A 23,947-nucleotide genomic window follows, 5' to 3' on the forward strand; every position below is an offset into this window, starting at 1 on the left:
GGCCGTATTGCCCGTAACCCCGCCATCCGTAATCTCTCCATCACCTATATCGAGATTATTCGTGGCACCCCCCTGCTGGTGCAGATTTTCATCTTCTACTTCTTTATCGGCACCGTACTGGAACTGGATCGCTTTACTGCTGGTGTGGCGGCCCTGGCGGTGTTTACCGCGGCCTATGTGGCGGAGATTGTCCGTGCCGGTATTCAGTCGATTCCCCCCGGTCAGATGGAAGCGGCCCGCTCCCTCGGCATGAGCTACGTGCAGGCGATGGTGTACGTCATCCTGCCCCAGGCCTTCAAGCGCACCCTGCCACCGATGGCCGGTCAGTTTATCAACCTGATCAAAGACTCCTCCCTGGTCTCGGTGATCTCCATTACCGATCTGACCAAAGCCGGGCGTGAAGTGGTCTCCGCCACCTTTGCCCCCTTCGAAGTCTGGTTCACCGTCGCCCTGCTCTATCTGGTGCTGACCGGTGGTCTGAGCTGGGCCATCCAGCGTCTGGAAAAGAAACTGGCCGCCAGTGATTAAGGAGCCCGCGATGAAACTTAACAACGCAGACAACATCATCGTTGCCGAAGCCGTCGACAAGATTTACCCCAATGGCTGCCATGCTTTGAAAAAGGTTGGCACCCAAATCAAACGCGGCGAAGTCGTGGTGATTATCGGCCCCTCCGGATCCGGTAAATCCACCTTCCTGCGTACCCTCAACCAACTGGAAACCATCAGCAGCGGCACCATCCACATCGATGGCACCGACATGTACGCCAAAAGCACCAACATCAACAAACTGCGTGAACACGTTGGCATGGTGTTTCAGAGCTTCAACCTCTTCCCGCATAAAACCGCGCTGGAAAACGTCATGCTCGCCCCGCTCAAAGTCTCCAAACGCCAAGCCAGCGAAGTGCGTGAGCACGCCGAAGCCCTGATGAAAAAAGTGGGCCTGGCCGAGCGCATGCACAACTACCCCAGCCAGCTCTCCGGTGGGCAACAACAACGGGTCGCCATTGCCCGCGCCCTGTGCATGAAACCCGCCATCATGCTGTTTGACGAACCCACCTCCGCCCTCGACCCGGAAATGGTCGGTGAAGTACTGGACGTGATGAAAAGCCTGGCCAAAGAAGGCATGACCATGGTGGTGGTCACCCACGAAATGGGCTTTGCCAAAGAAGTGGCAGACCGGGTGCTCTTTATGGAAGACGGCGAACTGCTGGTGGAAGACACCCCCGCCAACTTCTTCGACAACCCCAGCCACCCACGCTTGCAGAAGTTCCTGTCTCAGGTGCTCTAACCCAGCCCCCCCACAGCCTGCTGTGGATAGCGCCCTTAAACACCCCCTGTTGGCTCAGCTAGCAGGGGGTGTTTGGTTAGGGGGGGCTCGTTCCCACGCTCCTGCGTGGGAATGCATACCGAGGCTAGGTAACGAAAGCGGATATTCGATTATGGATAGAAGCTGCCATCACATAAGGGTGACCGTGCTTATCAATTTTGGCAGGAGGGAGTGCATCCAGCGCGGATACAGGGTGAAGCCATGATGCTCAGGCAGTGGAAGCCTTGGTGGTTATGCATTCCCACGCGGGAGCGTGGGAACGAGTGAGAACCATGCTCATTTTCCACTGGCAAAAAGCATAAACATGGACCAATATCAAAACCTTACACCACTACCGCAGTAGGATATTGCGCATCCAGAGCAGCAAAATGCGTAGGCTCGTCTTTCAGGGAGGGAAATATAGATGAATTATTTGATATTTCTTATTAATCAAGCAGTTCACTCGCCAGTTATCCATTGATAGCTGGTGTCTAAACGCATATGCGTAGTATTACAAGGTTATAACTTTAAATTTCAATGAATCACTGTGGTTCTTAGGGAAAAAGGAGTTGCTAAAATGTCTCTATTTGTAGAACTAGATCGAATGGATGAGCTTAATGATAAAATTCACAACCTTAATAGGATAATCGCTATGGTCAATACTACGGAAATCTCTGAAGAGTTGTCTAAAGAATTAGACGATGCCTATCAAGAATTAGATCAAGCTTACAAAAGAATTTTTACTACTAGTCGGACGCGCTCTCAGTAATTTTTACTCGTTCCCACGCTCCTGCGTGGGAATGCATACGGATATTAGGCAATTAAAGCGGATATCATTTTATGAATAGAATCCGCTATTACATAAGGGTGGCCGTGCTTATCAGGCTTGTGGGAGGGTGTAAACCCAGAGCAGATACAGGGTGAAGCCATAATGCTCAGGCAGCGGAAGCCTGGGGGACTCGGTAGGCATTCCCACGCAGGAGCGTGGGAACGAAGGGGCAAGGGTGCGGTGGGCTTTGCGGCTCGGTAGGCATTCTCACACAGGAGCGTGGGCGTGAGGACACTGAATATTCAGAATAGGAGGGTGCACAGATGCATCAGGTAAAATGCCAGTGTGGCGCGGTTCAGGGCCGCCTATTAAAGGGCGCACCCAATAACCGCATCCGCTGTTATTGCTCAGACTGCCAAGCGTTTGCTCGTTACTTTGAGCCAGGGCTTCAGGTGCTTGATGCTCAAGGGGGCACGGAAATAGTGCAGGTTTGCCAGTCCCGCCTTTGCTTTGATCGGGGTCTTGAGAATGTGGCTGCCATTCGACTGACCAATACGGGAATGATTCGTTGGTATGCACAATGTTGCCAAACGCCGATTGGCAATGTGATGGCTGACCCCAAAATGAGCTTTATCGGCTTGATTCACACATGCTTGGATCAGTCCGCACTCGACAAGGATTTTGGGCCTTCTGTTTCTGCGTTTAATACTCAAGATGCTCTTGGTGATCCTAAGCCACAGTCTCGTGGTTTGCTGAGAAGCCTGTTGCGTTTCATGAGGCTTGTTTTGCTGTCTCGGGTCTTCGGGCGTTATAAAAAGTCTCCATTGTTCTCAGCTTCAGGGGCGCCAATCGTTACGCCTAAAATCCTTGCGGCCTCTGAGCTACAGAAGCTGAAAACTGCCGTATAGCCATAGATTGTGTCCAACCGTCTTGATGGGGGTTGGCCACTTGTTCTGCGTAGTTATGCATCAGTCACGCAGTGTCGGTGAGTTCTATATTAGTTGTACGAAGTCTCAGCCTCGGAAAGTGCTGAAAATTCCATTCAAGGAAAGAGTAATGCAAGAAATAATCAAGAAAACCTTTGGCGGTCTTTCCGCTCAATACTATATCCGCCAGTTGTTTTTTGGATCCCTGTTTTCTGCTCTGATATTTTATATGTTTGTTAGTAGTGGGAAGCCCATTCAGTTTAGCATGATTGCATTGCTTGCAATTAATACGCTTCTTTATCCATATTCACGCTTTGTCTATGAGAGTGTTGTTGGTTTTATCATGGGGAATAATGTTTTCTTTGTGAATGCCATGCTTATGATGTTTGTAAAATTACTGACAATGGCACTTTGTTGGGGTTTTGCGATTTTTGTTTCTCCTATTGGCTTGGCGTATCTTTACTATCATCACAGTAAAGCAGCTAGTTAATAGCTTGTTTTGATTAATCTCCCCCACGCTTTTGGGTGGGGGCGTATACCAAGGCTAGGTAATTAAAACGGATGTTCTCTTATGGGTAGAAGCCGCTATCACATTACCAATGCAAGCCAACCCCATTTTGTCACCTTTACTGTGTTGCATTGGATTCCTGTTTTTACTCGTCCAGACACTGTGCATATTTTGCTTGAGGCTTTGCGTTTTTTAAGTAAAGAAGGCCTTAAGGTATATGCTTGGGTGGTGTTGGAAAATCATTGTCACTTTATATTGCAAAGCTCTGCATTGGATAAAGATATTGCCCGCTTGAAGTCTTGGACGGCAAAGCAGCTAATTCAGTATTTCGTCCAGCATAATGTCACGCAGATTTTGGAGCAATTGGCGTTTTATAAGAAAGCGCATAAGGGTGACCGTGCTTATCAGTTTTGGCAAGAGGGGGTGCATCCAGAACAGATTCAGGGTGAGGCGATGATGCGGCAGAAAGTGGAATATATTCATCAAAACCCGGTCAAGCGTGGGTATGTGGATAAGGCTGAGCATTGGCGTTATTCGAGTGCGAGGGATTATGCCAATGTGGCTGGTTTGTTGGAGGTGTGTCGCCAGTGGTAATGGGGCTGGTGTGTATGGGGGGCTCGGTAGGCATTCCCACGCAGGAGCGTGGGCACGAGGAAGCAGGGAGCGGTGGGCTTTGCAGCTTGGTAGGCATTCCCACGCAGGAGCGTGGGAACGAGGAAGCAGGGAGCGGTGGGCTTTGCAGCTTGGTAGGCATTCCCACGCAGGAGCGTGGGCACGAGGAAGCAGGGCGCAGAGGGGTTTGTGGCTTGGTAGGCATTCCCACGCAGGAGCGTGGGAACGAGGGGCAGGGCACGGTGGGCTTTGCGGCTTGGTATGCATTCCCACGCAGGAGCGTGGGAACGAGGGGCAGGGCGCGGTGGGGTTTGTGGCTTGGTAGGCATTCCCACGCAGGAGCGTGGGCACGAGGAAGCAGGGCGTGGTGGATTTTGTGGTTCGGTAGGCATTCCCATGCCGCTCCTAGGTGCTGATAAAGAGTGAAATACCTCCTCCCTTGCTGGGTGCGGGTTCAGGTTCTTAAGATAGTGCTCCCTTTCTAATGAGGAGCCTTTGGCTCTATTGCTATGCCAATTCCCTGTCGAAGGCCTTTGGGCCATCGTCTTGTTCTATGCCCTCCTTCTGTCTGTGATGACTATGCTACCCATATCAGTTGCCGTGCTTGTTTAAGCCTTGGCGGCGGGGAGGGGTGATGGAAGTCTTAATTCTGTTGGGATTGATTGTGCTGAATGGTGTGTTTGCCATGTCGGAGATCGCCCTGGTCACCGCCCGTAAGGCCCGCTTGCACAAGTTGGCCACACGGGGGGATAAGTCGGCTAAAGCGGCTTTGCGTTTGGCGGAGGATCCGACAGCCTTCCTCTCCACGGTGCAAATCGGTATTACCTCCATCGGTATTCTCAACGGCATTGTCGGTGAGGCAGTGCTGGCGGCACCGGTGGCGAAGTGGCTGGTGTCGCTGGGGGTCGCCAGTCAGCACGCCGGGATCAGCGCCACGGTGTTGGTGGTGGTGACCATTACCTATGCCTCCATTGTGATTGGCGAGCTGGTGCCCAAGCGCTTGGGGCAGTTGAATCCGGAGCTGGTGGCACGCTTGGTGGCGCGGCCAATGAAGCTATTGGCCTGGCTAACCCATCCCTTTGTCTGGTTGCTCAGTGCTTCGACCCATGCGGTGATGAAGTTGCTGGGTAACCCTAAGCAAACCAGCACGGTGACGGAGGAGGAAATCCGGGCGGTGTTGGATGAGGGCTCGGAGGCTGGGGTGATCGAGCAAAACCAGCATCTGATTCTGCGTAATTTATTTAAGCTGGATCGGCGTCTATTAAGCTCGCTGATGATTCCCCAGGATCAGGTGGTGTACCTCGACCGTCAGCAGCCTTTGCAGGTTAACCTGCAGCGTATGCTGAGCACGGATTATTCACGCTTTCCGGTCTGTGATGGCAGCCTGCATCAGGTAGTGGGGGTGGTGTACGCCAAGCAGGCCTTGGCTGCCCTGGCCCAGGGGCAGCAGCAGAGCTGGTTGGATAAGCTGCATCCCTGTGTCTATGTACCAGAAGACCTGACGGGGCTGGAGCTGCTGGAGGAGTTTCGCCGCGGTAACACCCAGATGGTGTTTGTGATGGATGAGCAGGGGGAGATTGAGGGCATTCTGACCCTGGAGGATGTGCTGGATGCATTGATGGCGGAGCAGCAGCGTCCCTTGAGCCTGGAGCAGGGCAGTAGCCTGTTGGAGGGCAGCCTGGAAGTACTGGACTTAAAAGAACTGCTGCAGTTGGAGCAGTTACCGGAGGAGTCGGAGCAGGCTTACCATACCCTCGGCGGTATGCTGATGTTATTGCTCAGTCGGGTGCCGCAGGTGGGGGATAGTGTCGACTGGCAGCAGTGGCGTTTTGAAGTGGTGCAGATGGAGCAAAAACGGGTGGCCTTAGTGCGGGTAACGGCGCTGACGGTTGCCAGCGCCGAGGATTAGCCTGCACTTTTCCCGGGTGGTAGGAGTTAGTAGGCCACGGTGGTTCCTTCTGAGATCAGGTCGAGTGCAAATGCCTGGCCCACGCTTTGATTGACGAGGGTGGTAATGGGTTCAAGGTAGAGCGCATAGCTGGAGTGGTGGATGGGCAGCAGCTTGTGTGGTTGGACTGCATCGGCCAGCTTGATCACATCACTGGCGCCCATGCTGATTTGCCCAAGCGGACCAGGGGTGCCCACCCGGCCAAGGTGAGGAATCATCACATCGGGCTGTCCATAGGGGCGCAGCGCGTTTAGCAGCGCAGGGGTGGGTAAGGTGTCACCCGTCCAGTACAGGGTTTTACGCCAGTTCTGCTCTTTGAACTCAATCCAGTAGCCATTGCCCTGGCCGAGCAGTTGCGCTATGTCGGTTTGGTTGGAGTGGTGGGCCGGGACGGCGGTAATGGTAATTTCACCGGCGCCTGCCGCGAAGGAACGGCTCTCTCCCCAGGCCAGGCTTTGCGCCTGTTGAAAACCCTTGTCGTAGAGGTTTTGCAGGTCATGTGCAGGGGTGATTAGCGGTAATGCAGGCGAAAGGCGGCGTTGTGCCTCCTGGTCGAAGTGGTCTTCATGGGCATGACTCAGCAGAATCAGTTGCAGGTCGCTCAAGTCGACTGGGGGCAGAGGAGTCAGACGGCGATGATGTTTAATCTGCGGCCCAGTCGCGAGATCGAAATCTTCATTGGGGTCGCCCATCACAAAGGCCTGTTCACCTTCCCCTAACATAGGGTCGGTAATAAAACGGAAGCCATTAAATTCTACCAGCAGTGTCGGCCCCCCTAGCCAGGTCGCCTTGACTTGCGGGGTTGTCTGGCGCGGCGCAGAGGCATCGTCAGCGCTGGCGGCATGAGTCCAGTGTGGCAGTAGGCTGAGGGTCGTCAGGAGCAGGGTGGTCAAGAGGGGGCGCATTGTATTCTCCAAGGCTGTTTGTCAGTGCCGGTCATGCTAACATCGCCACTTTGTCCTGCTTAGCAGGGTAGTGAAGGATAATCTATCCACTAAAGAGGGATAATGAGCAGCATCGAGCAAATCCAAACCTTTATCGCTGTAGCCAGTCATGGCAGTTTTGCTGAAGCCAGTCGACAGCTGGCTCTTTCAACATCGGCGGTGAGTGCACGGGTGCAGGCGTTGGAGCAACGCTTAGGGGTGCGCTTATTGCAGCGTAATACCCGTAGTTTGCGCCTGACGGACGAAGGGCAGCGTTACTTCGAGCATTGCCGGGATGCTTTGCAGCAGTTGCAGGAAGCAGAGCAGGCGCTGTCACAACAGGGTGTGCCCAGCGGTCTGTTGCGTCTCAGTGTGCCGACTGATCTGGTGATGGCACCCTTTGCTCGGCTGCTGGCTGCCTTCCGCAGGCAATATGCGCAGATTGAGATTGAGGTCCATCTCTCCGATAAAACGGTGGATCTGATACGGGCACCGGTGGATCTGGCGATTCGTGGCCGTGACCCCGGCTCTCCTGAATTGATTGCGCGGCCGCTAGGGCAAGCGGAGCTGGTGATGGTGGTTTGTCCTGCACTTTATCCAGCCAATATGGAGGGAGAGCGGCTGCCGTTGCTGGATCCGTTAAATATACGGCAGCAATTGCCACCCTTGGCCACGTGGCCGCACAGTGAGGTGCGTAGCCAGCACCTGGGCCTGACACGTCAGCTTTGTCTGCAAGGCCAGGGGGCTGCGTTGTTGCCGCTGGCGCTTTGCCGTGAGGACATTGAACAGGGCCGCTTACAGCAAATAGCCACCGACTTTGCTCTGCCCCCTCTGCCTCTGTATCTGGTGTACCCTAATCGACATCAGCAACCGGCACGCTTACGTACCTTTATCAATTTTGTGCTGGAGAATGTGACTAACTATCCCTTGGTTTAGCACGGTGACCCTCCGCTGAGAGAGGGGCCCAGGCCAAGGCCCGGCGCAGAAAGGCCGGAGCATCCTGATCGATCCACTCACCATGGGCGGGGATAATCCGTTGTGGTTGCCAGGCGTGCAGTTGGGCAAACTCCTCGGCCGCCTGGCTTTTGTTAAAGCTCAGGCGCCAGTCCAGCGGGGTTGAACCGGGGGTGAGTATTCCACACAGGCGGGCGATGGGGCGTTGCCAGCAGCGGAAATGCTCAGGGGCAAAGTTCTCAATCAGGTCGGTGACGATCAGGGTGGCGGAGGGGCGATGGAAAAACACCACTTCCTCCATCACTTTCGAGCTTTTAATCGCCTGTTGTGCAATTTCTGCCTGCCAGGGCCAGTCCTGGGGCTCGGACAGGCAACCCTGATAATGCAGCTCTGGCCGCTTCTTTTGCACCCCGCTGGTGGCATAGAGTGCGGCCTCAGGCCATTGCTGTTGCCATTGGGCCAAGTAAAGGTGGTGCAGGGCATTGGGAGCAAGCAGATAGGCCACTGGCCCCAGCTGTGCCAGCTCCTCGGCCAGCGCCGGGCTCCAGACAATCGGACTGTGTAGCCATAGTTCACCACTTGCCAGGCGTACCACCACCATACGGGTGGAATAGGGCATGCCATAAAAGCGCACGGTATCACCCTCGGCTAGCCAAATGTTGTTGGCCAGGGGTTGTAAAAGCATCTTCTGCCTCCTGCTATTGCACCACCATTTCCACCCGTCGGTTCAGGGCACGGCCAGTCTCGCTCTGATTGCTGGCGACCGGTGCCAGGTTGGCGACGCCATGGGCACTGAGCTGGGAGGCAGGGATACCGTAGTCTTGCTGCAGGGCGGCCTGTACGGCTTCAGCCCGTTGCTGGGAGAGCTTGAGGTTGTAGGCCAGCGTACCCTGGTTATCGGTATGACCCACGATATACACCGCCAGTTGTGGCTGTTGGCGCAGCAAGTTAGCCATCTCGGCCAGTTGCGGTTGGGACTCGGCCTTGAGCTGAGCGTTGCCACTATCGAAATAGATGCCATAGAGAGCGATGCGCCCCTCGTTACTGAGGCCCTGGCCAATCGCTTCCGCCGATACCTGCACCTGGCCGCTGGCCATCAGCTGGGGCTCCACGATCTGGATGGCAATGGCGCTTTGCTCGTCACTCTCAGCGGTCTGGTAGTGGTCTTTACTGAAGCTCGAAAGTGGCCCGCTGAGTACCGAGACCGCGACCTCCACCCCATTGCGTTGCAGGGTGGCATAGAGGTACAGGCCCTCACGGTCAAAGGGGCTAATATCTTCGGCAAAGGGTGCGGCCAATTGCAGTTTGGCAAAGTTGCTCCGCCAGTGATCACTAGGTGTCCACCAGGCCCCCCGTCCATCCACTTGGGTGATCAGGTTAAACCCACCCGCGCTGAGTGCCTCGGCAAAGTTGCGCTGTATTTCCAGCGCTGTTTTACCGGCAGGGGCGATGTAGAGCAGGCGGGTGATTTTGCCCTCCCGGATCAGGGGATGGTCGCGATCAAGCTCTTTTTGCGGGTCCATGCCTGCTTCCTGGCTGGCTTGGTAGAAGTGGCCGCGCTCGTATTCCAGCTGTTGATAGCCAACTAATTGAGCGCCACTGAAGCGCGACAGTAGCGGGTGATCTTGACCGCCCGCCAGATCCGGGCCGAGGGCCAACGCGGGCAGGCTGAGCAACAGCAGGAGCAGCGCCAGGCCCCAGTGCTGGGGACGTACGGGTACGTAGAACGTGGCTGACGGGTTCATCTTTTCCTCAATCTGATTAAGTCTGAATAGTACCAAGCCTGCACCGGATGGGCGCGGGGTTGGCGATGGCGGTGGAGCACCGCCTGACGATGAGAAAAAGCAGCGAGGGGATTCGCATTCCCATCCGCGTTCAGCGAATACGCGTGGCTAAATTCAGCGTGAATTAGCCGGCGAGTCAAGTGCCGGATCATCATGCGTAGCTGACCAGTCCCGTGGTGCCTGGGTCACGCACTTTTTACACAGCAACAGGCTGCCCAGCTGCTGACGCCGCCCCTCGGCACTGATGACCCAGGGGCGGTTTTGCCAGGGCGGCTGGTGGCGCACATGCTGGTTATGGCCGCAGGCCAGCCGTGCCACCCAGTCCCCATGTTCATCCTGGTGATAACCGCAGATGGGTTGGGGCAGGGCGTCGCGGGTTAGCGGGGCAGGTTTTCTGCGATCCATTCGTCAATCAACCAGCGGGAAATGGAGTCTTTGCGCGGCAGGCTGTAGGCAGAATTGGGGTCGCCCCATTCACCAAAGCCTTGCAGTTGCTCGGCGCTAAACCAGCGGGCATCTTCCAGCTCATCCTGATCCACCTGAATCGCCAGACTGGCAGCTAAGCCACGGAAACCCAGCATAATCGAGGCTGGAAAGGGCCAGGGCTGGGAGGCGCGATAGTCGGCACGGCTGAGGCGGACACCGGCCTCTTCCCATACCTCCCGTGCCACCGCTTCCTCCAGGCTTTCGCCGGTTTCCACAAAGCCCGCCAGGGTGGAGTAGGTGCCGGGGGGAAAGTGCGGGCTGCGGCCAAGCAGGGCCAGGCGCGGGCCGCCATCGCTGGGGATGTGTTCAACCAGCATGATCACCGCCGGATCGAGGCGGGGGAAATGCTCCTTGCCACAGGCACTGTTGCTGCAGCGGCGCAGATGGCCGCCCTGATCGGCCCGGCTGGGGTGACCGCAAAGGCTGCAAAACTGATGCTGCTGGTGCCAGTGCAGCAGGCCACGGGCACAGGCAAGGATGGCGGCCTCTTCTGCCGGCAGTAGCGGGCCAACTTTGCGAATGTCGGTAAACTGGCCCTGGGGTAGCAGTTGCTGCACTTGCTGTTCCGACAGATGGGAGAGGTCGAGGGCAAACCAGGCATGTTGTTGCTGGCCGAGGAACAGAATCTCCTGGCTGTGTTCGAGCAAAAAGTCGGCCTCAGCGCGGCTAAAGTGCAGGGCCTCGGGGCGCTCGGGATGGAGCAGGTTGCGCCCTTGCCACAGGGGCACCAGGCGGCTATTGGGCTGTTGCAGTTGTTGTTCCAGCCAGGGCCGATCTTTGCGCTGGGCCGAGAGGCGGTCTAAGCGCAGGCCCGCATAGCGCAGCGGCTGAGTGAGGGGGTTAAACATCGCAGGCTCCTTGCTGCAGTTGGCTGGCCCAGTGCTGGGCCCATTGCCCCATGGGCAGAATCAGGTGAAGTAGCTCATGGCCGAGGGGGCTGAGTTGGTAGCCCTGCTCGCCCTTATCGACCAGCTGCGCCTGTTGCAGTTCTTGCAGACGGCGATTGAGCAGGGTGGGGGAGATATGCTCACAGCGTTGTTGCAGCAGGCGAAAGGTGGCAGGGGTGCTGCGCAGGTTCCATAAAATGCCGAGGGCCCAGGTGCGACCGAGGAGGTCGAGCAGGGCCATAATCGGTTTCCCCGTGCGGGAACCCCTTACCGGTTGGCCCGGTAAGGGGCAAAGGGCGCTATCCATTGGCTTATTCGCTACAAAATGTGTAGCAAAACCTTAGCCGCTAATAGCCCACTGAGCAAGCCAGCACGGTGACTCAGCCCGGGCAGGGCTGAAAGCGGGCAGTAAAGTGGCGCAGCACCGGTGGCTCGTAGCTAAAGCGCAGGCCACGGATGGCGCCGGCCCGTTGTTTGACGCTGATCAGGCAGTCCGCAACATAGTCGAGGTGGGCCTGGGTATAGACCCGGCGCGGAATGGTCAGGCGCAGCAGCTCCATCGGTGAGGGTTTCTGCAGACCGCTGTGGGGATCACGGCCAAGCAGTAGCGAGCCGATCTCGACTCCGCGCACGCCACCTTCCAGGTACAGCTCACAGGCCAGGGCATGGGCGGGGAACTGCTCCGCAGGAATATGGGGTAGCAACTGCTGGGCATCGACAAAGACGGCATGGCCGCCGGTGGGGGTTTGAATCGGCACCCCGCCCTGGCGCAGGCGCTCCCCCAGGTAGGCCACCTGGCCGATACGGTAGCGCAGAAAAGCCGGGTCCATGCCCTCTTGCAGGCCGATGGCGAGGGCTTCCATATCCCGTCCGGCCAGGCCGCCATAGGTGACAAAGCCTTCCATCGGCACGCAGCGCACCTGCACTGCCTGAAACAGCGCTTCATCGTCACGGATGCAGCACAGCCCGCCGATATTGACCAAGGCATCCTTCTTCGCCGACATGGTGAGCATATCGCCGTATTGGTACATCTCCCGCACGATCTGCTCGATGCTGTGATCCTGGTAGCCGGGCTCGCGTTGCTGGATAAACCAGGCATTTTCGGCAAAGCGGGCGGAGTCGATCACCACGGCGATGCCATGCTGCTGTGCCAGTTGGTAAACCGCACGCATATTGGCCATCGAGACTGGCTGGCCACCGGCGCTGTTGCAGGTCACGGTGGTGATAATGGCGGCGATATTGTCAGCGCCATGTTCGGCGATGGCTTGCTCCAGTCGGGGCAGGTCAAAATTGCCTTTCCAATCGTAGGGGTGACTGGTGTCGAAGGCTTGTGGGGTGAGCAGGTTGATCGCCTGCGCGCCGTTGAGCTCAACATGGGCGGCGGTGGTATCGAAATGATAGTTGGAGAGAAACACCGGCCGCTGGCCGCCGCCGCGTTGGCGTAGCCGCTCGATCAGACAGGGGAAGAGAATCTGTTCCGCTCCCCGGCCCTGGTGGGTGGGCAGGGTGTAGCGATAGCCGAAAATCCGCTCCACCTGTTGTTCCAGGTGGAAGAAGTTACGGCTACCGGCGTAGGCCTCGTCGCCGAGCATAAGCCCGGCCCACTGGCGGTCACTCATGGCGCCGGTGCCGGAGTCGGTTAACAGGTCGATATAGACTTCATCACTGCGCAGTAAAAAAGGGTTGTAGCCGGCCCGCTGCAGCGCCTGCTGGCGTTGCTCGGCGCTAATCGCGCTAATGGGCTCTACCATCTTGATACGAAAGGGTTCAGGAATGACACGCATGATCAGACTCCATCAATAGCATGGTCGCTCGCAGGAGGTATCCGGCAAGCGCAAACAATCAGGTTAAGGAGAACGAACAGGGGCAGGCGCCCCGGGATCAGGCGTGGGGGAAGTCGTAGGTGAGGACGATGTCGAGGGTATACCAGGCAGTGAGTAAGTAAGCGGCGCTGTTATCCATACTTCATACTCTGGGTGGGTCAAGCGATACCCTATTACTAGGGTGCTACTGGCGGCTTGTCAATTTGCATCCGCAGAGGGGGGTTCCCTCTGCGGGAGGCTAAAGCCACTGCTGGCTGCGCGGTGCTTCATAGTCCTGATAGAGCTGCAGAAAGCGTTGATAGCGGGGCTGGTACTGCGCATGCAGGGCTGGGTCCGGCTGCAAACAGGCCAGCACCGGTGGTGGCGGGCAGTAGTGCGCCGGGTCGGCGGGTTGCCAGGCCAGCATTGCCAGCCGGGCCGCCCCCAGGGCCGGGCCACTCTGGCTGTCCTCATATTGCAGCACTGGTTTGTTCAGCACATTGGCCAGCAGTTGCAGCCAAAAGCGATTACGGGCGCCGCCACCGAGGGCGCCTACTTGCTCCAGCTCGGCACCGGCCTGTGCCAACAGCTGCTGGCATTGGGCCAGGCTAAAACAGATGCCTTCCAGGATGGCCTGGGTCAGCTGTGGCCGCTGGCTGCGGCCATCCATACCGTGGAAGCTTGCGCGGGCAAAGGGATTGTTATGGGGGGTGCGTTCGCCACGTAAATAGGGCAAAAACAGGACGTCATTGGCTGGCTGATAGGCCGCCTCTGCCTCGGCTAAGAGCTGGCCGGGGGATTGCCCGCAAATCTGCGCAAACCACAACAAGGGGCTGGCACCATTGAGCAGGCAGGCCATTTGATACCAGCGCCCTGGCAGGGCATGGGCAAAGGCATGTAACAGGGACTCGGGTTGGGGGCGATAGCCCTCGGTGGCAATCCAGTACTGGGAGGAGGTGCCCAGGGTAATAAAGCCCTGACCGGGGTTGAACGCCCCCAGGGCCAGGGCACCGGTGGCCGCATCGCCCCCGCCGCCGGCAACGATCAAACCGGGTCGCAGCTGCAGCGCCTGTGCCGCCTGGTGGCTGAGCTGGGCGCTGATGGCATCGCCTTCCACCAGACGTGGCAACTGCTGCAGTTGGATGCCACTGGCCTCCACCAGGGCAGGGCTCCATTGGCGTTGTTGCTGATCCAGCCAGAGGCTGCCAGCGGCATCGGAGCAGTCCGTGACGACTTCGCCGGTTAAACGCAGGCGCAGATAATCCTTGGGCAGCATCACCCAACGCAGACGGGCAAACAGCTCAGGCTCATGTTCGGCCACCCACAACAGTTTGGGGGCGGTAAAACCGGGCATGGCCTGGACCCCGGCCAGTTGGCCCAGGGCGGGACAACGCTGCTGCAGGAGTTGGCATTGTTGATGGGCACGGCCATCGTTCCACAGAATCGCCGGGCGCAGGGGTTGCTGGTGTTGATCCACCAGCACCGCGCCGTGCATCTGCCCGGACAGCCCCAGTGCCACCACATCCTGCCAGGCCTGCGGTGCCTGCTGGCGCAGTGCTTGTGCGACCTGCAGACAGGCTTGCCACCAGTCCTCTGGATACTGTTCTGACCAGAGCGGCTGGGGGTGGTGCAGTGGATACTCGCAGAGGTGGCTGGCGATGACCTGACCCCTGTCGTTGACCAAGACGCCCTTGAGTCCTGAAGTGCCTAAATCAAGGCCGAGAAAATGCGCCATAGGGTTAGTCGCTCTCCTGGCGATCACTGGGGTGATGGATGCCGTCTGTCACCTCAACCGGGCCAAGCAGATAGGGGTTCACTCCCTCTAAACAGCCCAGGTTAACGCCGTATTCATGGGGGTTGGAGCGGCGCTGGTGGTGGGTGTAAATGCCACAGTGACGGCAAAAATAGTGTTTGGCGGTGTGGGTGTTGAATTGATAACAGCTCAAAGCCTCTTGCCCCTGCAGCAGGGTTAAATCCGCCAAGGGCACCGAGATTACAATCGCTCCCTTGCGGCGGCAGATTGAGCAGTCGCAGCGGCGCGGGTTTTGAATGCCCTGGGGCAGTCGGAGTGCTAAACGTACTGCACCACAGTGGCAACTGGCGGGGTGCAGGGGCTGAATGCTGGTCGAACCTATCTGGGTTATCCCGGATGCCATTGTTCCTCCTTGATAGCCATGATGACGGTGTCCCACCAGCGCTGACGAAAATAGCGATGTTGAATCAGGTGCCCTTCCTGTTGCATGCCCAGTTGGCGGCACAGGTGCAGGGCGGCGCTGTTTTCGGCGATGGTTTCGGCATAGATGCGATGCACGGCAAACACCTTAAAAGCCAGATTAAACAGGGTCTGCATGGCCTCATAGGCATAGCTGGCCCCCTGGTGGGAGGTGGCAATGCCGCAGCCAATTGATGCCTGGCGGTGATCCTCCAGGCGCAGGCTGCAAACGCCAATCAGCTTATCCTTGCCTTTTTCAGTAATGGCCAGGTGGTAGTGTTGGCGAGGGTGTTGCTTGGTCTCGTTGATAAACTGCTGCACCAGCTGGTGGCAGCGCACTGCGGAGCAGTCTTCTTCACTGTAATAGCGGGCGTAGGTTTCGCTGTCGTACAGCTCGACATAGCTTTCCAGGTCATCCTCGCGGAAGTCACGCAGGTGCAGACGCTGGCTGGTAAGTGAAAAGCCCATACTGAGCCTCCTGTTGTCATGGCATATTCTGACTGTGGTGCTGGTTTGCCATGGCAACAAGTCTAGGCCGAGCTGCGTCTCCTGGCAGCCTGCCATGTCAGTTTATTCCGCACTCTTACCAAAGCGTTGGCGTACCTGCATGCGGTATTCCCGTGGGGTGACGCCCTTCAGTTCCTGAAAGCGCCGGTTAAAGTTGGCGACATTATTAAAGCCCACCTGAAAACAGATGCTGGCGATCTGTTCATCGGTTTCCGCCAGTAGGCTGCACGCGCGGCTGACCCGCAGCCGATTGAGAAATTCGACAAAGCGGTTGCCGGTGGCGCGGCGGAAATAGCGGGAGAAGTGACTCTCACTCATGCCCACCAGGTTGGACATCTGTTGCAGGCTGATCGGCTGGTCGATGTGATTGATCACATACTCCACCACGGTGTTGATCTTGCGCTGCATCAGCTCGTTGGCTTTGGAGTTCATCTGCATGGTGGAGAGCAGGCGATAGTCTTTCCATTCCGCCAGCTCCAGCAAGAATTGCAGGAAGTGGAGCAGGCGCTCCAGCCCCTGGTGGTCACGGATGCGTTCGAAGCGTTGGCGTACCTGGGCCGGGTCGAGGCCGACAAATTCAATGCCGGAGCGGGCCCGCTCTAACAACGGCAGGATCAACTCCAGCTCCGGTATCAGCTTGCTGCCCTGCTCGAAGGTTTCGTGATTAAAGTGGATGGCCATATCACGCAGGGCCACCTCGGATTCGGGCGAGTTCTGGCTGATCCAGTTATGCGGCAGGCGTGGCCCGGTCAGGATCAACTGACCGGGGCCAAAGACGCCGATGTAGTCGCCAACAAATACCTTCCCGGTGGTGGCGACAATAAAGTGCAATTCGTATTCGTCATGCACATGCCAGCGCACCAGCTCACTGGGAAAACCGTGCTGCAGGTAGCGCACCGTGCCACTGCTGCGATCGGTCAGTTCAATTTCCGGGGTGAGTTTGGCCAGGGAAGACATCGGTTATTCTCTCAATCAGCTCATCACATTGCCACCGTCGACATTATAGGTCTGAGCGGTGACGTAGGCCGAGGCATCGGCGGCTAAAAACAGTGCCAGGCCACAGAGGTCAGCGGGGCGTCCCATACGGCCGAGGGGCACAGCCAGCCCTACCTGACGTTTTTTCTCCCCCAGCGGTAACCCCTCATAGCGGGCAAAGAGGGCATCGACCTGATGCCACATGGGGGTGTCGACCACCCCGGGGGCGATGCCGTTAACCCGGATTTGTTCCCCTGCCAGGGCCAGGGCGGCGGACTGGGTATAGCTGATCACCGCCGCTTTGCTGGCGCAGTAGTGGGATACCAGCGCTTCCCCACGCCGCCCCGCCTGGGAGGCCAGGTTAATAATGCTGCCGCCTTGGCCCTGCTTGACCATCTGTGCCGCGACCTTTTGCAGGGTAAAGAAACAGCCTTTGACGTTGACGGCAAACAGGCGCTCGTACATGGCTTCATCTGACTCCAGTAGCGGCGCCATGTCAAAGATGGCGGCGTTATTGAAGAGGATGTCGATGCCCCCCAATAGCTCGCAGCCGTACTCTACCAGTTGCTCGATTTGCGCCAGCTGACTGAGATCGGCGCCGAAGTAGTGGCAGCGCTGCGGATAGCTATTGAGCAGGCTTTGCACCTCAGCATTGGCCTCTGCGAGCAGGTCACAGAGCAGGCAGTGGGCCCCGGCTTCCAAGTAGGTGCGGGCCACGGCCAGGCCAATACCACCGCCTGCGCCGGTGAGCAGGGCACGCTTGCCTGTTAGGCTGAAGGAGGTGAGTGACAGGGCGGGTTGGGGGGTCATGCTTGGGCTCCTTGCTCAATCAGTTCAATCAGGGTGCGGCTAAAGCTGGGGAAGCGATTGGGCAAGCTGCCCCAGAGTTCACTGCTGTGGGCAAAGCGTTGCACCGGCTCGGGCCCGGTCAGCAGTTGTTGTAACCAGTCCAGTTGCACATCTTCACAGCTACCCTGCAGACGGCCTTGTTGCTGGCGCTGCAGGCACAGGTACCAATTGGCCAGAATTTGCAGGCCACGGCGGGGCACTTGGCCCTGGTTGAGCAGGGTTTCCAGGGTGGAGAGCACGAAGATGGGCAGCTTGCTGCTGCCCTCCGCACACAGGCGGCTGACGGTATCGACGATATAGGGGTTGGCAAAGCGGGCACGAATACTCTGCCAGTAACGGGGCAGATCCAGCGGCGAGTCCGGCAGGGAGGCGATCACCTCCTCATGCAGGTAGCTGTCCAGTTGCGCCACCAGTTCGGCATCGGTCATGGCTTCATCCACCCGCTGGTAGCCCTTCAGGGCAGCGCTATAGGCCAGGGCCATATGGCCGCCATTGAGCAGGCGAATCTTGGCTTCTTCATAGCTCAGCACATCGGCGGTAAAGGTCACGCCGACCCGCTCCAGTGGTGGGCGTTGGCCACGGAAATTGTCTTCCACCACCCACTGGCAGAAGGCTTCGGCCTGCACTGGCTGGGCATCCTCGCGCCCAAACAGGCTGCGCACTTCGGCACTGAGGGCCGGGTCAAGGCGGGGGGTGATGCGATCCACCATGGAGTTGGGGAAGCTGACCTGTTGCTCGACCCAGGCGAGCAGATCCTGATCCCCTTTGGCGGCGATAAACTGACTCAGGCCACGGCGCAGCCGTGCACCGTTGTGGCGCAGGTTGTCGCAGCTGAGCAGGGTGAGGGGGCCATGGCCAGCCAGCATCCGTTGGCGCAGGCCCTGATAGAGAAAGCCGTAGAGGCTGTTAAAGCCACCGTTCAGGTCAGCGCTAACCGCCGGCTGGTGGCGATCAAGGTTGCCTTGCTCATCGAGATAGTAGCCCCCTTCGGTGACCGTCAGGGTCACCAGTTGATAAGCCGGGTCTGCCAGGCGTTGGCAGACCGCTTCCGGTCGCTGGGCACCATCGACCAGTTCCACCAGGGAGCGAATCCAGTGGTAGTCGACTTCCCCTGTTGGGCTAAGGGTTTTCAGGCAGTAGTGGCCCTGTTGTGCCGCCAGTTGGGCAAAGGCGGTGCTGTCCTGTGGACGCAGGTTGACCGCACAGATGCCCCAGTGGCGGCTATCCTCCTGCTCCAGTAACTGGTGTAGATACCAGGCCTGATGGGCACGGTGGAAGGCACCAGTGCCGAGGTGCAGAATGCTGGCGCGCAGTCCCTGTTCGGGGTATTGGCCTTGGCGTAACTCAGCCATGCAGGCCTCCTTGCTGACGGTAGACCGCTTGGTGTTCGGGGTTAAAAGCAATCAGGGCATCCTGTTCAAATGCCAGGCCGATGGCTTGGCCATCACTGAGGCCATGTCTGGCCTGGGCTTTGGCAACCAAGCGCTGGCCGCTGTCGAGTTGAATATGGCAGTAGGCTTCGCTGCCCAGGTGTTCGATCAGTTCAACCTGGCCTTGCAGGTTGCCTTGACCGGCAGCGGTCAATTGCAGGTGTTCCGGACGAATGCCGAGCTGCCAGCCGGGGTTGAGCTGCTCCGGCAGGCTGTGACTGGCCTGCAGCCATTCACATTGGCCGGCCCGCAGGCGCAGTTGCGTGCCCTGGTGTTCGACGGCTTCGACGTCGAGCAGGTTCATCTTCGGTGTGCCGATAAACTCGGCGACAAAGCGGTTGGCGGGACGCTGGTATAGCTCCAACGGACTGCCGCATTGTTCGATCTGGCCTTGGTTGAGAATCACCACCCGATCCGCCAGGGTCATCGCCTCGACCTGATCATGGGTGACATAAATCATGGTGGTGCCCAGGCGCTTGTGCAGCCGTGCCAGCTCCAGGCGCATCTGCACCCGCAGTGCGGCATCCAGGTTGGAGAGGGGTTCGTCGAACAGGAAGACCTTGGGCTGGCGCACGATGGCACGGCCAATCGCCACCCGCTGGCGCTGGCCACCGGACAGCTCCTTGGGTTTACGTTGCAGCAGGTGTTCCAGTTGCAGCGAGGCGGCAGCGGCTTTGACCTTGGCGTCGATTTCCGCCTGCGGCCGTTTGGCCAGACGCAGGGCGAAAGAGAGGTTTTCCGCCACGCTCATATGGGGATATAGAGCGTAGGATTGGAACACCATCGCCAGATCCCGCTTGGAGGAGGGCAGTTCGGTGATGTCACGGCCATCCAGCTCAATTTGCCCTTCGCTGACCAGTTCCAGTCCGGCGATCAGGCGTAGCAGGGTGGATTTGCCGCAGCCAGAGGGGCCGACAAAGACGACAAACTCCCCTTCGTCGATATGCAGATTCACGCCGCGAATGGCATGAAAGTGATCGTAGTGTTTATGCAGGGCGCGGATATTCAGATAACTCATGGTGATTCTCGCTTATTTGACGGCGCCGAAGGTGAGGCCCTGTACCAGCTGTTTCTGGCAGAACCAGCCGAACACCAGAATAGGGGCACAGGCCAGGGTGGAGGCGGCGGATAACTTGGCCCAGAACAGTCCTTCGGGGCTGGAGTAGGAGGCAATCATGGCGGTCAGGGGGGCCGCATTCACCGCGGTCAGGTTGAGTGACCAGAAGGCTTCGTTCCAGCACAGCACGATGGACAGCAGGGCGGTGGAGGCAATGCCGCCCCAGGCCAGGGGCAACAGCACGTGGCGGATTTCCCCCAGGGTGCTGGCACCGTCCATGCGACAGGCTTCCAGGATTTCGCGCGGAATGTCGCGGAAGTAGGAGAACAGCATCCAGACGATAATCGGCAGATTCATCAGGGTGTAGATCAGGGTCAGGCCCAGGCGGCTGTCGAGCAGGCCGGCATCACGGAACAGTAAATAGATGGGGACCAATACCCCTACCGCCGGCAGCATCTTGGTCGACAGCATCCACAGCAGCAGGTCTTTGCTGAAGCGGCCAGGGTAAAACGCCAGGCTGTAAGCCGCCGGTACCGCCAGCAACAGCGCCAGCAGGGTAGAGCCAAAGGAGGTGATGATGGAGTTCCAGGCGTGGCCCAGGTAGTCACTGCGCTCCTGCACAATGGCGAAGTTATCCAGGGTAGGTTCAAACACCAGGCTGGGGGGCACAGCAATGGCCTGCAGCTCGGTTTTAAATGAGGTCAGGAACATCCACAGAATCGGGAAGAACAGCAGCAGGGCGACTAGCCAGGCGCTGAGGCCGATCAGCAGGGTGTTAAGACGTTGACGTTGGGCAAGTTTCATAGCGGCCTCACAGATGCAGGTTCTTGCCAATGGCACGAATCAGGAAGAAGGCGACGATATTGGCCAGGATGACCGCGAACAGACCGCCGGCTGAGGCGACACCCACATCGAATTGCAGCAGCGCCTGGGTGTAGATCAGAAACGCCAGGTTGGTGCTGTCATAGCCTGGGCCGCCGCCGGTGGAGACATAAATCTCGGCAAACACCGCCAGCAGGAAAATGGTCTCAATCATGATGACCACGGCGATGGGGCGGGCCAGGTGGGGCAGGGTCAGAAAGCGGAAGATATGCCAGGCATTGGCACCGTCCATCCGCGCCGCTTCTTTTTGCTCCTGATCCTGGGATTGCAGGGCGGTTACCAGCACCAGCACGGCGAAGGGCAGCCATTGCCAGCTCACCATCAGAATAATCGAGGCCAGGGGTGCCTGGGCCAGCCAGTCGATGGGGGTGAAACCGAGGCTGGTGGCCAGCCAGGCAAAGATGCCGTAGACCGGGTTCATCAGCATGTTTTTCCAGATCAGGGCGCTGACGGTGGGCATCACGAAAAACGGCGAAATCATCAGCACCCGCACGATACCGCGCCCCCAGAAGGGTTGGTCGAGCAGCACCGCCAGGGCGACGCCGAGCACCAGGGTAATCAGCAGGACGCTGCCAAGCAGCAACAGGGTATTGCTGACAGCGGGCCAGAAGCCGGGATCGGTCAGGAAGAACTCGTAATTGAGCAGGCCGATAAAGTTATGCTCACCGGGGTAGAGCAGGTTGAAGCGCAGGGTGGAGAAGTACAGCGTCATGGCGAGCGGTACAAGCATCCACAGCAGCAGGGCCGTGACAGCCGGTGTCAGCAAGAGGCGGGGAACAGCAGTACGCATAACAGCATCTCTTTAGCGTTAGCCAGTACCTGGCCAGCAGGTAGGGGCTGATGCTTAGCCAGCGCAGGGGCGCTGACTAGGCATCGAGTTTAAAGCAGTGTTAGTAGTAGCCTGCCTGGCGCATCTGCCGGTCAGCAAAGGTATTGGCCTGTTGCAGGGCCTTTTCTACCGTCATGCTGCCGCTCAGGGCACCGTTGATCATCTGACCTGCGGTGGCGCCGATGGCTTGGAATTCCGGAATGGCAGCAAACTGCACGCCGACATAGGGCGAGGGTTCCAGGGTGCTGTCTTCCGGGTTGGCGGAGTTAATGGCCTTCAGTTCTGCTTCCGCAAACACGGCCGCTTTTTGGAACTCAGGGTTAGCGTAGGTGCTGGTACGGGTACCGGTGGGCACGCTGCCCCAGCCATTTTCTTTGCCAACCAGTTCGATGTATTCCTTCGAAGTCGCCCAGCGGATGAATTTCTGTGCATCCACGTAGTGCTTGGAGGAGGCGGGAATCGCCAGTGACCAGGCCCATAACCAGTTAGCACCCTTGTCGGTTTTGGCCACGGGGGACTGGGCAAAGGCTACCTTGTCTGCCACCTTGCTCTGTTTGGGATCGCTGATGAAGGAGGCGGCGATGGTGGCGTCAATCCACATGCCACATTTACCTTCGTTAAACAGGGCGAGGATTTCGTTGAAGCTGTTGGAGCTGGAGCCGGGGGGGCCGTAGCTGTTGAGCAGATCCACATAGAAGTTGACCGCCTCGGTCCAGGCCGGGCTGGTTAGCTGGGGCTGCCACTTTTCATCGAACCAACGGGCGCCGAAGGAGTTGGCCATGGTGGTGAGGAACGCCATGTTATCGCCCCAACCGGCTTTACCGCGCAAACAGATGCCATACACCCCTTGTTCAGGGTTGTGAATAGCGGCAGCGACGTTGCGGATATGCTCCCAGCTGGGGCGGTCTTCAATACTCAGCCCTGCTTGTTCGACCAGATCCTTGCGGTACATGATCATCGAGCTTTCGCCGTAGAAGGGCGCGGCAAACAGCTTGCCATCCACTGACAGACCCTGACGGATGGCAGGCAGGATGTCATCGGCATCGTAGTCGCCACTGGTGTCGATTTCTTCCAGCCAGCCCAGGGTGCCCCAAATCGGCGTTTCGTACATGCCGATGGTCATCACATCATAGAGACCGCTTTTGTTGGCGATGTCCTGGGTGACGTTCTGACGCAGTACCCCTTCTTCCAGGGTGACCCATTTGAGTTTGATATCGGGATTGGCCTGCTCGAAATGGCTGCTAAGCTTCTGCATCTCGATCATGTGGCCATTATTGACGGTGGCAATGGTGAGTTCGGTTGCGGCCAGGGAGCTGGCGCTGGCCAGAGCCAGGCTAAGGCTCAGGCAAGTGGGCAGGAATGCCTTCATTCGATTATCTCCGAAACTGTTATTGTTATTGTCAAACAGGGCGGGGAGCCGTTCCTGTTTGTCGCAAGATCACTATAGAAAGGGCCGCTCTTCCTCTCTAATCGACTGTTGGGAAAAAATGGTACTTTTTTGATCATTTTGCTTTCTAATTCTGCTTTTGTAGTCAATTAAGTACCTTTTGTGGGTGTTTGTCTTAATAGCTTTAAGCTATCTACTTTATTTGAATAATAAATTTCATTGTTTGGTTGTCCCTGCCTAAGATTGCTCCTGTCTGAACACGCGGCCCCTTGGCCAGTCACTTATGTAACAGGAGATCGACATGACTCAGTCTTTGATCAACACCACCATCAAGCCTTTTAAAGCCACTGCTTTCCATAACGGTGAGTTCATTACCCTGACCGATGAAGATCTCAAGGGTAAGTGGTCGGTGGTGATGTTCTACCCCGCGGATTTCACCTTTGTTTGCCCCACTGAACTGGGTGATATGGCGGATCATTACGCGCAGCTGCAGGAAATGGGCGTTGAGGTGTACTCCGTGTCGACCGACACCCACTTCACCCACAAGGCCTGGCATGACGCTTCCGATACCATTCGTAAGATTCAGTTCCCGATGATTGGCGATCCCACCGGTGTGATCAGCCGTAACTTCGGGGTGATGATTGAAGAAGAGGGTCTGGCACTGCGTGGCACCTTCGTGATCAACCCTGAAGGTCAGATCAAAGTCAGCGAAGTACATGACCTGGGCATTGGCCGTTCCGCCAAAGAGCTGGTACGTAAAATCCAGGCGGCCCAGTACGTGGCTAACCATGACGGCGAAGTCTGCCCCGCTGCCTGGCAGCCCGGTGCCGAGACCTTGGCACCTTCTCTGGATCTGGTCGGCAAAATCTAAGCTGATCAGCTGAGTCGTGGCGGGGGTGGATGCCCCCGCTTGT

At 57.8% G+C, this 23,947-nt stretch carries 26 protein-coding genes; 9 read left to right on the forward strand and 17 right to left on the reverse strand.

Going from position 1 to position 23,947, the window contains the following annotated elements:
- The 7 genes from Q334_RS0108415 to Q334_RS18515 all read left to right on the forward strand — a co-directional run.
- Nucleotides 1-528 (forward strand): amino acid ABC transporter permease (locus tag Q334_RS0108415; protein WP_027312820.1); only part of this gene is annotated, 528 nt, incomplete at its 5' end.
- A 10-nt stretch (nucleotides 529-538) separates the two neighbouring features.
- Nucleotides 539-1,288, forward strand: a complete 750-nt coding sequence (locus tag Q334_RS0108420) for an amino acid ABC transporter ATP-binding protein (RefSeq protein ID WP_035460446.1) — start codon at nucleotides 539-541, stop codon at nucleotides 1,286-1,288.
- A 595-nt stretch (nucleotides 1,289-1,883) separates the two neighbouring features.
- A complete protein-coding gene (locus Q334_RS0108425) occupies nucleotides 1,884-2,075 on the forward strand; it encodes a hypothetical protein (protein WP_027312821.1) in 192 nt (63 codons plus the stop codon).
- Between the two features lie 323 nt (nucleotides 2,076-2,398).
- Nucleotides 2,399-2,983 carry a DUF6151 family protein gene (locus tag Q334_RS0108430; RefSeq protein WP_027312822.1) on the forward strand — a complete coding sequence of 195 codons (585 nt, stop codon included), beginning with the start codon at nucleotides 2,399-2,401 and terminating at the stop codon, nucleotides 2,981-2,983.
- Between the two features lie 148 nt (nucleotides 2,984-3,131).
- Nucleotides 3,132-3,491, forward strand: coding sequence for a hypothetical protein (locus Q334_RS0108435; protein WP_027312823.1), 360 nt, complete (start codon nucleotides 3,132-3,134; stop codon nucleotides 3,489-3,491).
- A gap of 81 nt (nucleotides 3,492-3,572) precedes the next feature.
- Nucleotides 3,573-4,103, forward strand: coding sequence for an REP-associated tyrosine transposase (locus Q334_RS0108440; RefSeq protein WP_027312824.1), 531 nt, complete (start codon nucleotides 3,573-3,575; stop codon nucleotides 4,101-4,103).
- Nucleotides 4,104-4,755: 652 nt separating this feature from the next.
- Nucleotides 4,756-6,030, forward strand: a complete 1,275-nt coding sequence (locus tag Q334_RS18515; protein WP_035461190.1) for a hemolysin family protein — start codon at nucleotides 4,756-4,758, stop codon at nucleotides 6,028-6,030.
- Between the two features lie 26 nt (nucleotides 6,031-6,056).
- Here Q334_RS18515 and Q334_RS0108455 read toward each other — a convergent pair whose 3' ends face one another.
- Nucleotides 6,057-6,974: an MBL fold metallo-hydrolase gene (locus Q334_RS0108455; protein ID WP_051527647.1), complete on the reverse strand. Its 918-nt coding sequence runs from the start codon at nucleotides 6,972-6,974 to the stop codon at nucleotides 6,057-6,059.
- A gap of 102 nt (nucleotides 6,975-7,076) precedes the next feature.
- Here Q334_RS0108455 and Q334_RS0108460 point away from each other — a divergent pair, with 102 nt between their 5' ends.
- Entirely contained in the window at nucleotides 7,077-7,928 is an 852-nt protein-coding gene (locus Q334_RS0108460) for a LysR family transcriptional regulator (protein WP_027312827.1), read from the forward strand.
- On the opposite strand, the gene Q334_RS0108465 is transcribed toward Q334_RS0108460, so the two are convergent.
- The 16 genes from Q334_RS0108465 to Q334_RS0108540 form a co-directional block, all read right to left on the reverse strand.
- Nucleotides 7,909-8,631 carry a DUF4336 domain-containing protein gene (locus tag Q334_RS0108465; protein WP_027312828.1) on the reverse strand — a complete coding sequence of 241 codons (723 nt, stop codon included), beginning with the start codon at nucleotides 8,629-8,631 and terminating at the stop codon, nucleotides 7,909-7,911. The two genes, Q334_RS0108460 and Q334_RS0108465, sit on opposite strands and share 20 nt — an antisense overlap.
- A gap of 13 nt (nucleotides 8,632-8,644) precedes the next feature.
- Nucleotides 8,645-9,691: an OmpA family protein gene (locus Q334_RS18520; protein ID WP_051527648.1), complete on the reverse strand. Its 1,047-nt coding sequence runs from the start codon at nucleotides 9,689-9,691 to the stop codon at nucleotides 8,645-8,647.
- Between the two features lie 153 nt (nucleotides 9,692-9,844).
- Nucleotides 9,845-10,135 (reverse strand): DUF3565 domain-containing protein, encoded by a 291-nt coding sequence (locus tag Q334_RS0108475; protein WP_376836951.1) that lies wholly within the window; start codon nucleotides 10,133-10,135, stop codon nucleotides 9,845-9,847.
- Nucleotides 10,108-11,064 carry an NAD(+) diphosphatase gene (nudC, locus tag Q334_RS0108480; RefSeq protein WP_051527649.1) on the reverse strand — a complete coding sequence of 319 codons (957 nt, stop codon included), beginning with the start codon at nucleotides 11,062-11,064 and terminating at the stop codon, nucleotides 10,108-10,110. The genes Q334_RS0108475 and nudC overlap by 28 nt, the downstream gene beginning before the upstream one ends.
- On the reverse strand, nucleotides 11,057-11,344 hold the full coding sequence (locus tag Q334_RS0108485) for a winged helix-turn-helix transcriptional regulator (RefSeq protein ID WP_245593672.1): 288 nt from the start codon (nucleotides 11,342-11,344) through the stop codon (nucleotides 11,057-11,059). The genes nudC and Q334_RS0108485 overlap by 8 nt, the downstream gene beginning before the upstream one ends.
- Before the next feature lie 139 nt (nucleotides 11,345-11,483).
- Nucleotides 11,484-12,887 (reverse strand): tryptophanase, encoded by a 1,404-nt coding sequence (locus Q334_RS0108490; protein WP_027312832.1) that lies wholly within the window; start codon nucleotides 12,885-12,887, stop codon nucleotides 11,484-11,486.
- Nucleotides 12,888-13,164: 277 nt separating this feature from the next.
- Nucleotides 13,165-14,640: a xylulokinase gene (xylB, locus tag Q334_RS0108495; RefSeq protein WP_027312833.1), complete on the reverse strand. Its 1,476-nt coding sequence runs from the start codon at nucleotides 14,638-14,640 to the stop codon at nucleotides 13,165-13,167.
- 4 nt (nucleotides 14,641-14,644) lie between these two features.
- Nucleotides 14,645-15,061, reverse strand: a complete 417-nt coding sequence (locus tag Q334_RS0108500; RefSeq protein WP_035461192.1) for a GFA family protein — start codon at nucleotides 15,059-15,061, stop codon at nucleotides 14,645-14,647.
- A complete protein-coding gene (locus Q334_RS0108505) occupies nucleotides 15,046-15,585 on the reverse strand; it encodes a GNAT family N-acetyltransferase (RefSeq protein ID WP_027312835.1) in 540 nt (179 codons plus the stop codon). The genes Q334_RS0108500 and Q334_RS0108505 overlap by 16 nt, the downstream gene beginning before the upstream one ends.
- A gap of 102 nt (nucleotides 15,586-15,687) precedes the next feature.
- Nucleotides 15,688-16,581 carry a helix-turn-helix domain-containing protein gene (locus Q334_RS0108510; protein ID WP_027312836.1) on the reverse strand — a complete coding sequence of 298 codons (894 nt, stop codon included), beginning with the start codon at nucleotides 16,579-16,581 and terminating at the stop codon, nucleotides 15,688-15,690.
- Between the two features lie 15 nt (nucleotides 16,582-16,596).
- Nucleotides 16,597-17,409 carry an L-iditol 2-dehydrogenase gene (locus tag Q334_RS0108515; RefSeq protein WP_051527651.1) on the reverse strand — a complete coding sequence of 271 codons (813 nt, stop codon included), beginning with the start codon at nucleotides 17,407-17,409 and terminating at the stop codon, nucleotides 16,597-16,599.
- Nucleotides 17,406-18,800, reverse strand: coding sequence for a mannitol dehydrogenase family protein (locus tag Q334_RS18525; protein WP_051527652.1), 1,395 nt, complete (start codon nucleotides 18,798-18,800; stop codon nucleotides 17,406-17,408). Before Q334_RS18525 ends, Q334_RS0108515 begins: the two co-directional genes overlap by 4 nt.
- Complete coding sequence (locus Q334_RS0108525; protein ID WP_027312838.1) at nucleotides 18,793-19,896, reverse strand: ABC transporter ATP-binding protein; 1,104 nt, start codon at nucleotides 19,894-19,896, stop codon at nucleotides 18,793-18,795. The genes Q334_RS18525 and Q334_RS0108525 overlap by 8 nt, the downstream gene beginning before the upstream one ends.
- Nucleotides 19,897-19,908: 12 nt before the next feature.
- Nucleotides 19,909-20,739 carry a carbohydrate ABC transporter permease gene (locus Q334_RS0108530; RefSeq protein ID WP_027312839.1) on the reverse strand — a complete coding sequence of 277 codons (831 nt, stop codon included), beginning with the start codon at nucleotides 20,737-20,739 and terminating at the stop codon, nucleotides 19,909-19,911.
- A gap of 7 nt (nucleotides 20,740-20,746) precedes the next feature.
- Entirely contained in the window at nucleotides 20,747-21,607 is an 861-nt protein-coding gene (locus Q334_RS0108535; RefSeq protein ID WP_027312840.1) for a carbohydrate ABC transporter permease, read from the reverse strand.
- Between the two features lie 100 nt (nucleotides 21,608-21,707).
- On the reverse strand, nucleotides 21,708-23,015 hold the full coding sequence (locus Q334_RS0108540) for an ABC transporter substrate-binding protein (RefSeq protein ID WP_051527653.1): 1,308 nt from the start codon (nucleotides 23,013-23,015) through the stop codon (nucleotides 21,708-21,710).
- A gap of 319 nt (nucleotides 23,016-23,334) precedes the next feature.
- Between Q334_RS0108540 and ahpC the strand changes: the two genes are divergently transcribed.
- The gene (gene ahpC, locus Q334_RS0108545; RefSeq protein WP_027312842.1) at nucleotides 23,335-23,904 is read left to right on the forward strand and encodes an alkyl hydroperoxide reductase subunit C; all 570 of its coding nucleotides are present in this window, start codon (nucleotides 23,335-23,337) and stop codon (nucleotides 23,902-23,904) included.
- Nucleotides 23,905-23,947: the final 43 nt, after the last annotated feature.

The sequence above is a fragment of the Balneatrix alpica DSM 16621 genome (genome assembly GCF_000619885.1).
Lineage (GTDB): Bacteria > Pseudomonadota > Gammaproteobacteria > Pseudomonadales > Balneatricaceae > Balneatrix > Balneatrix alpica.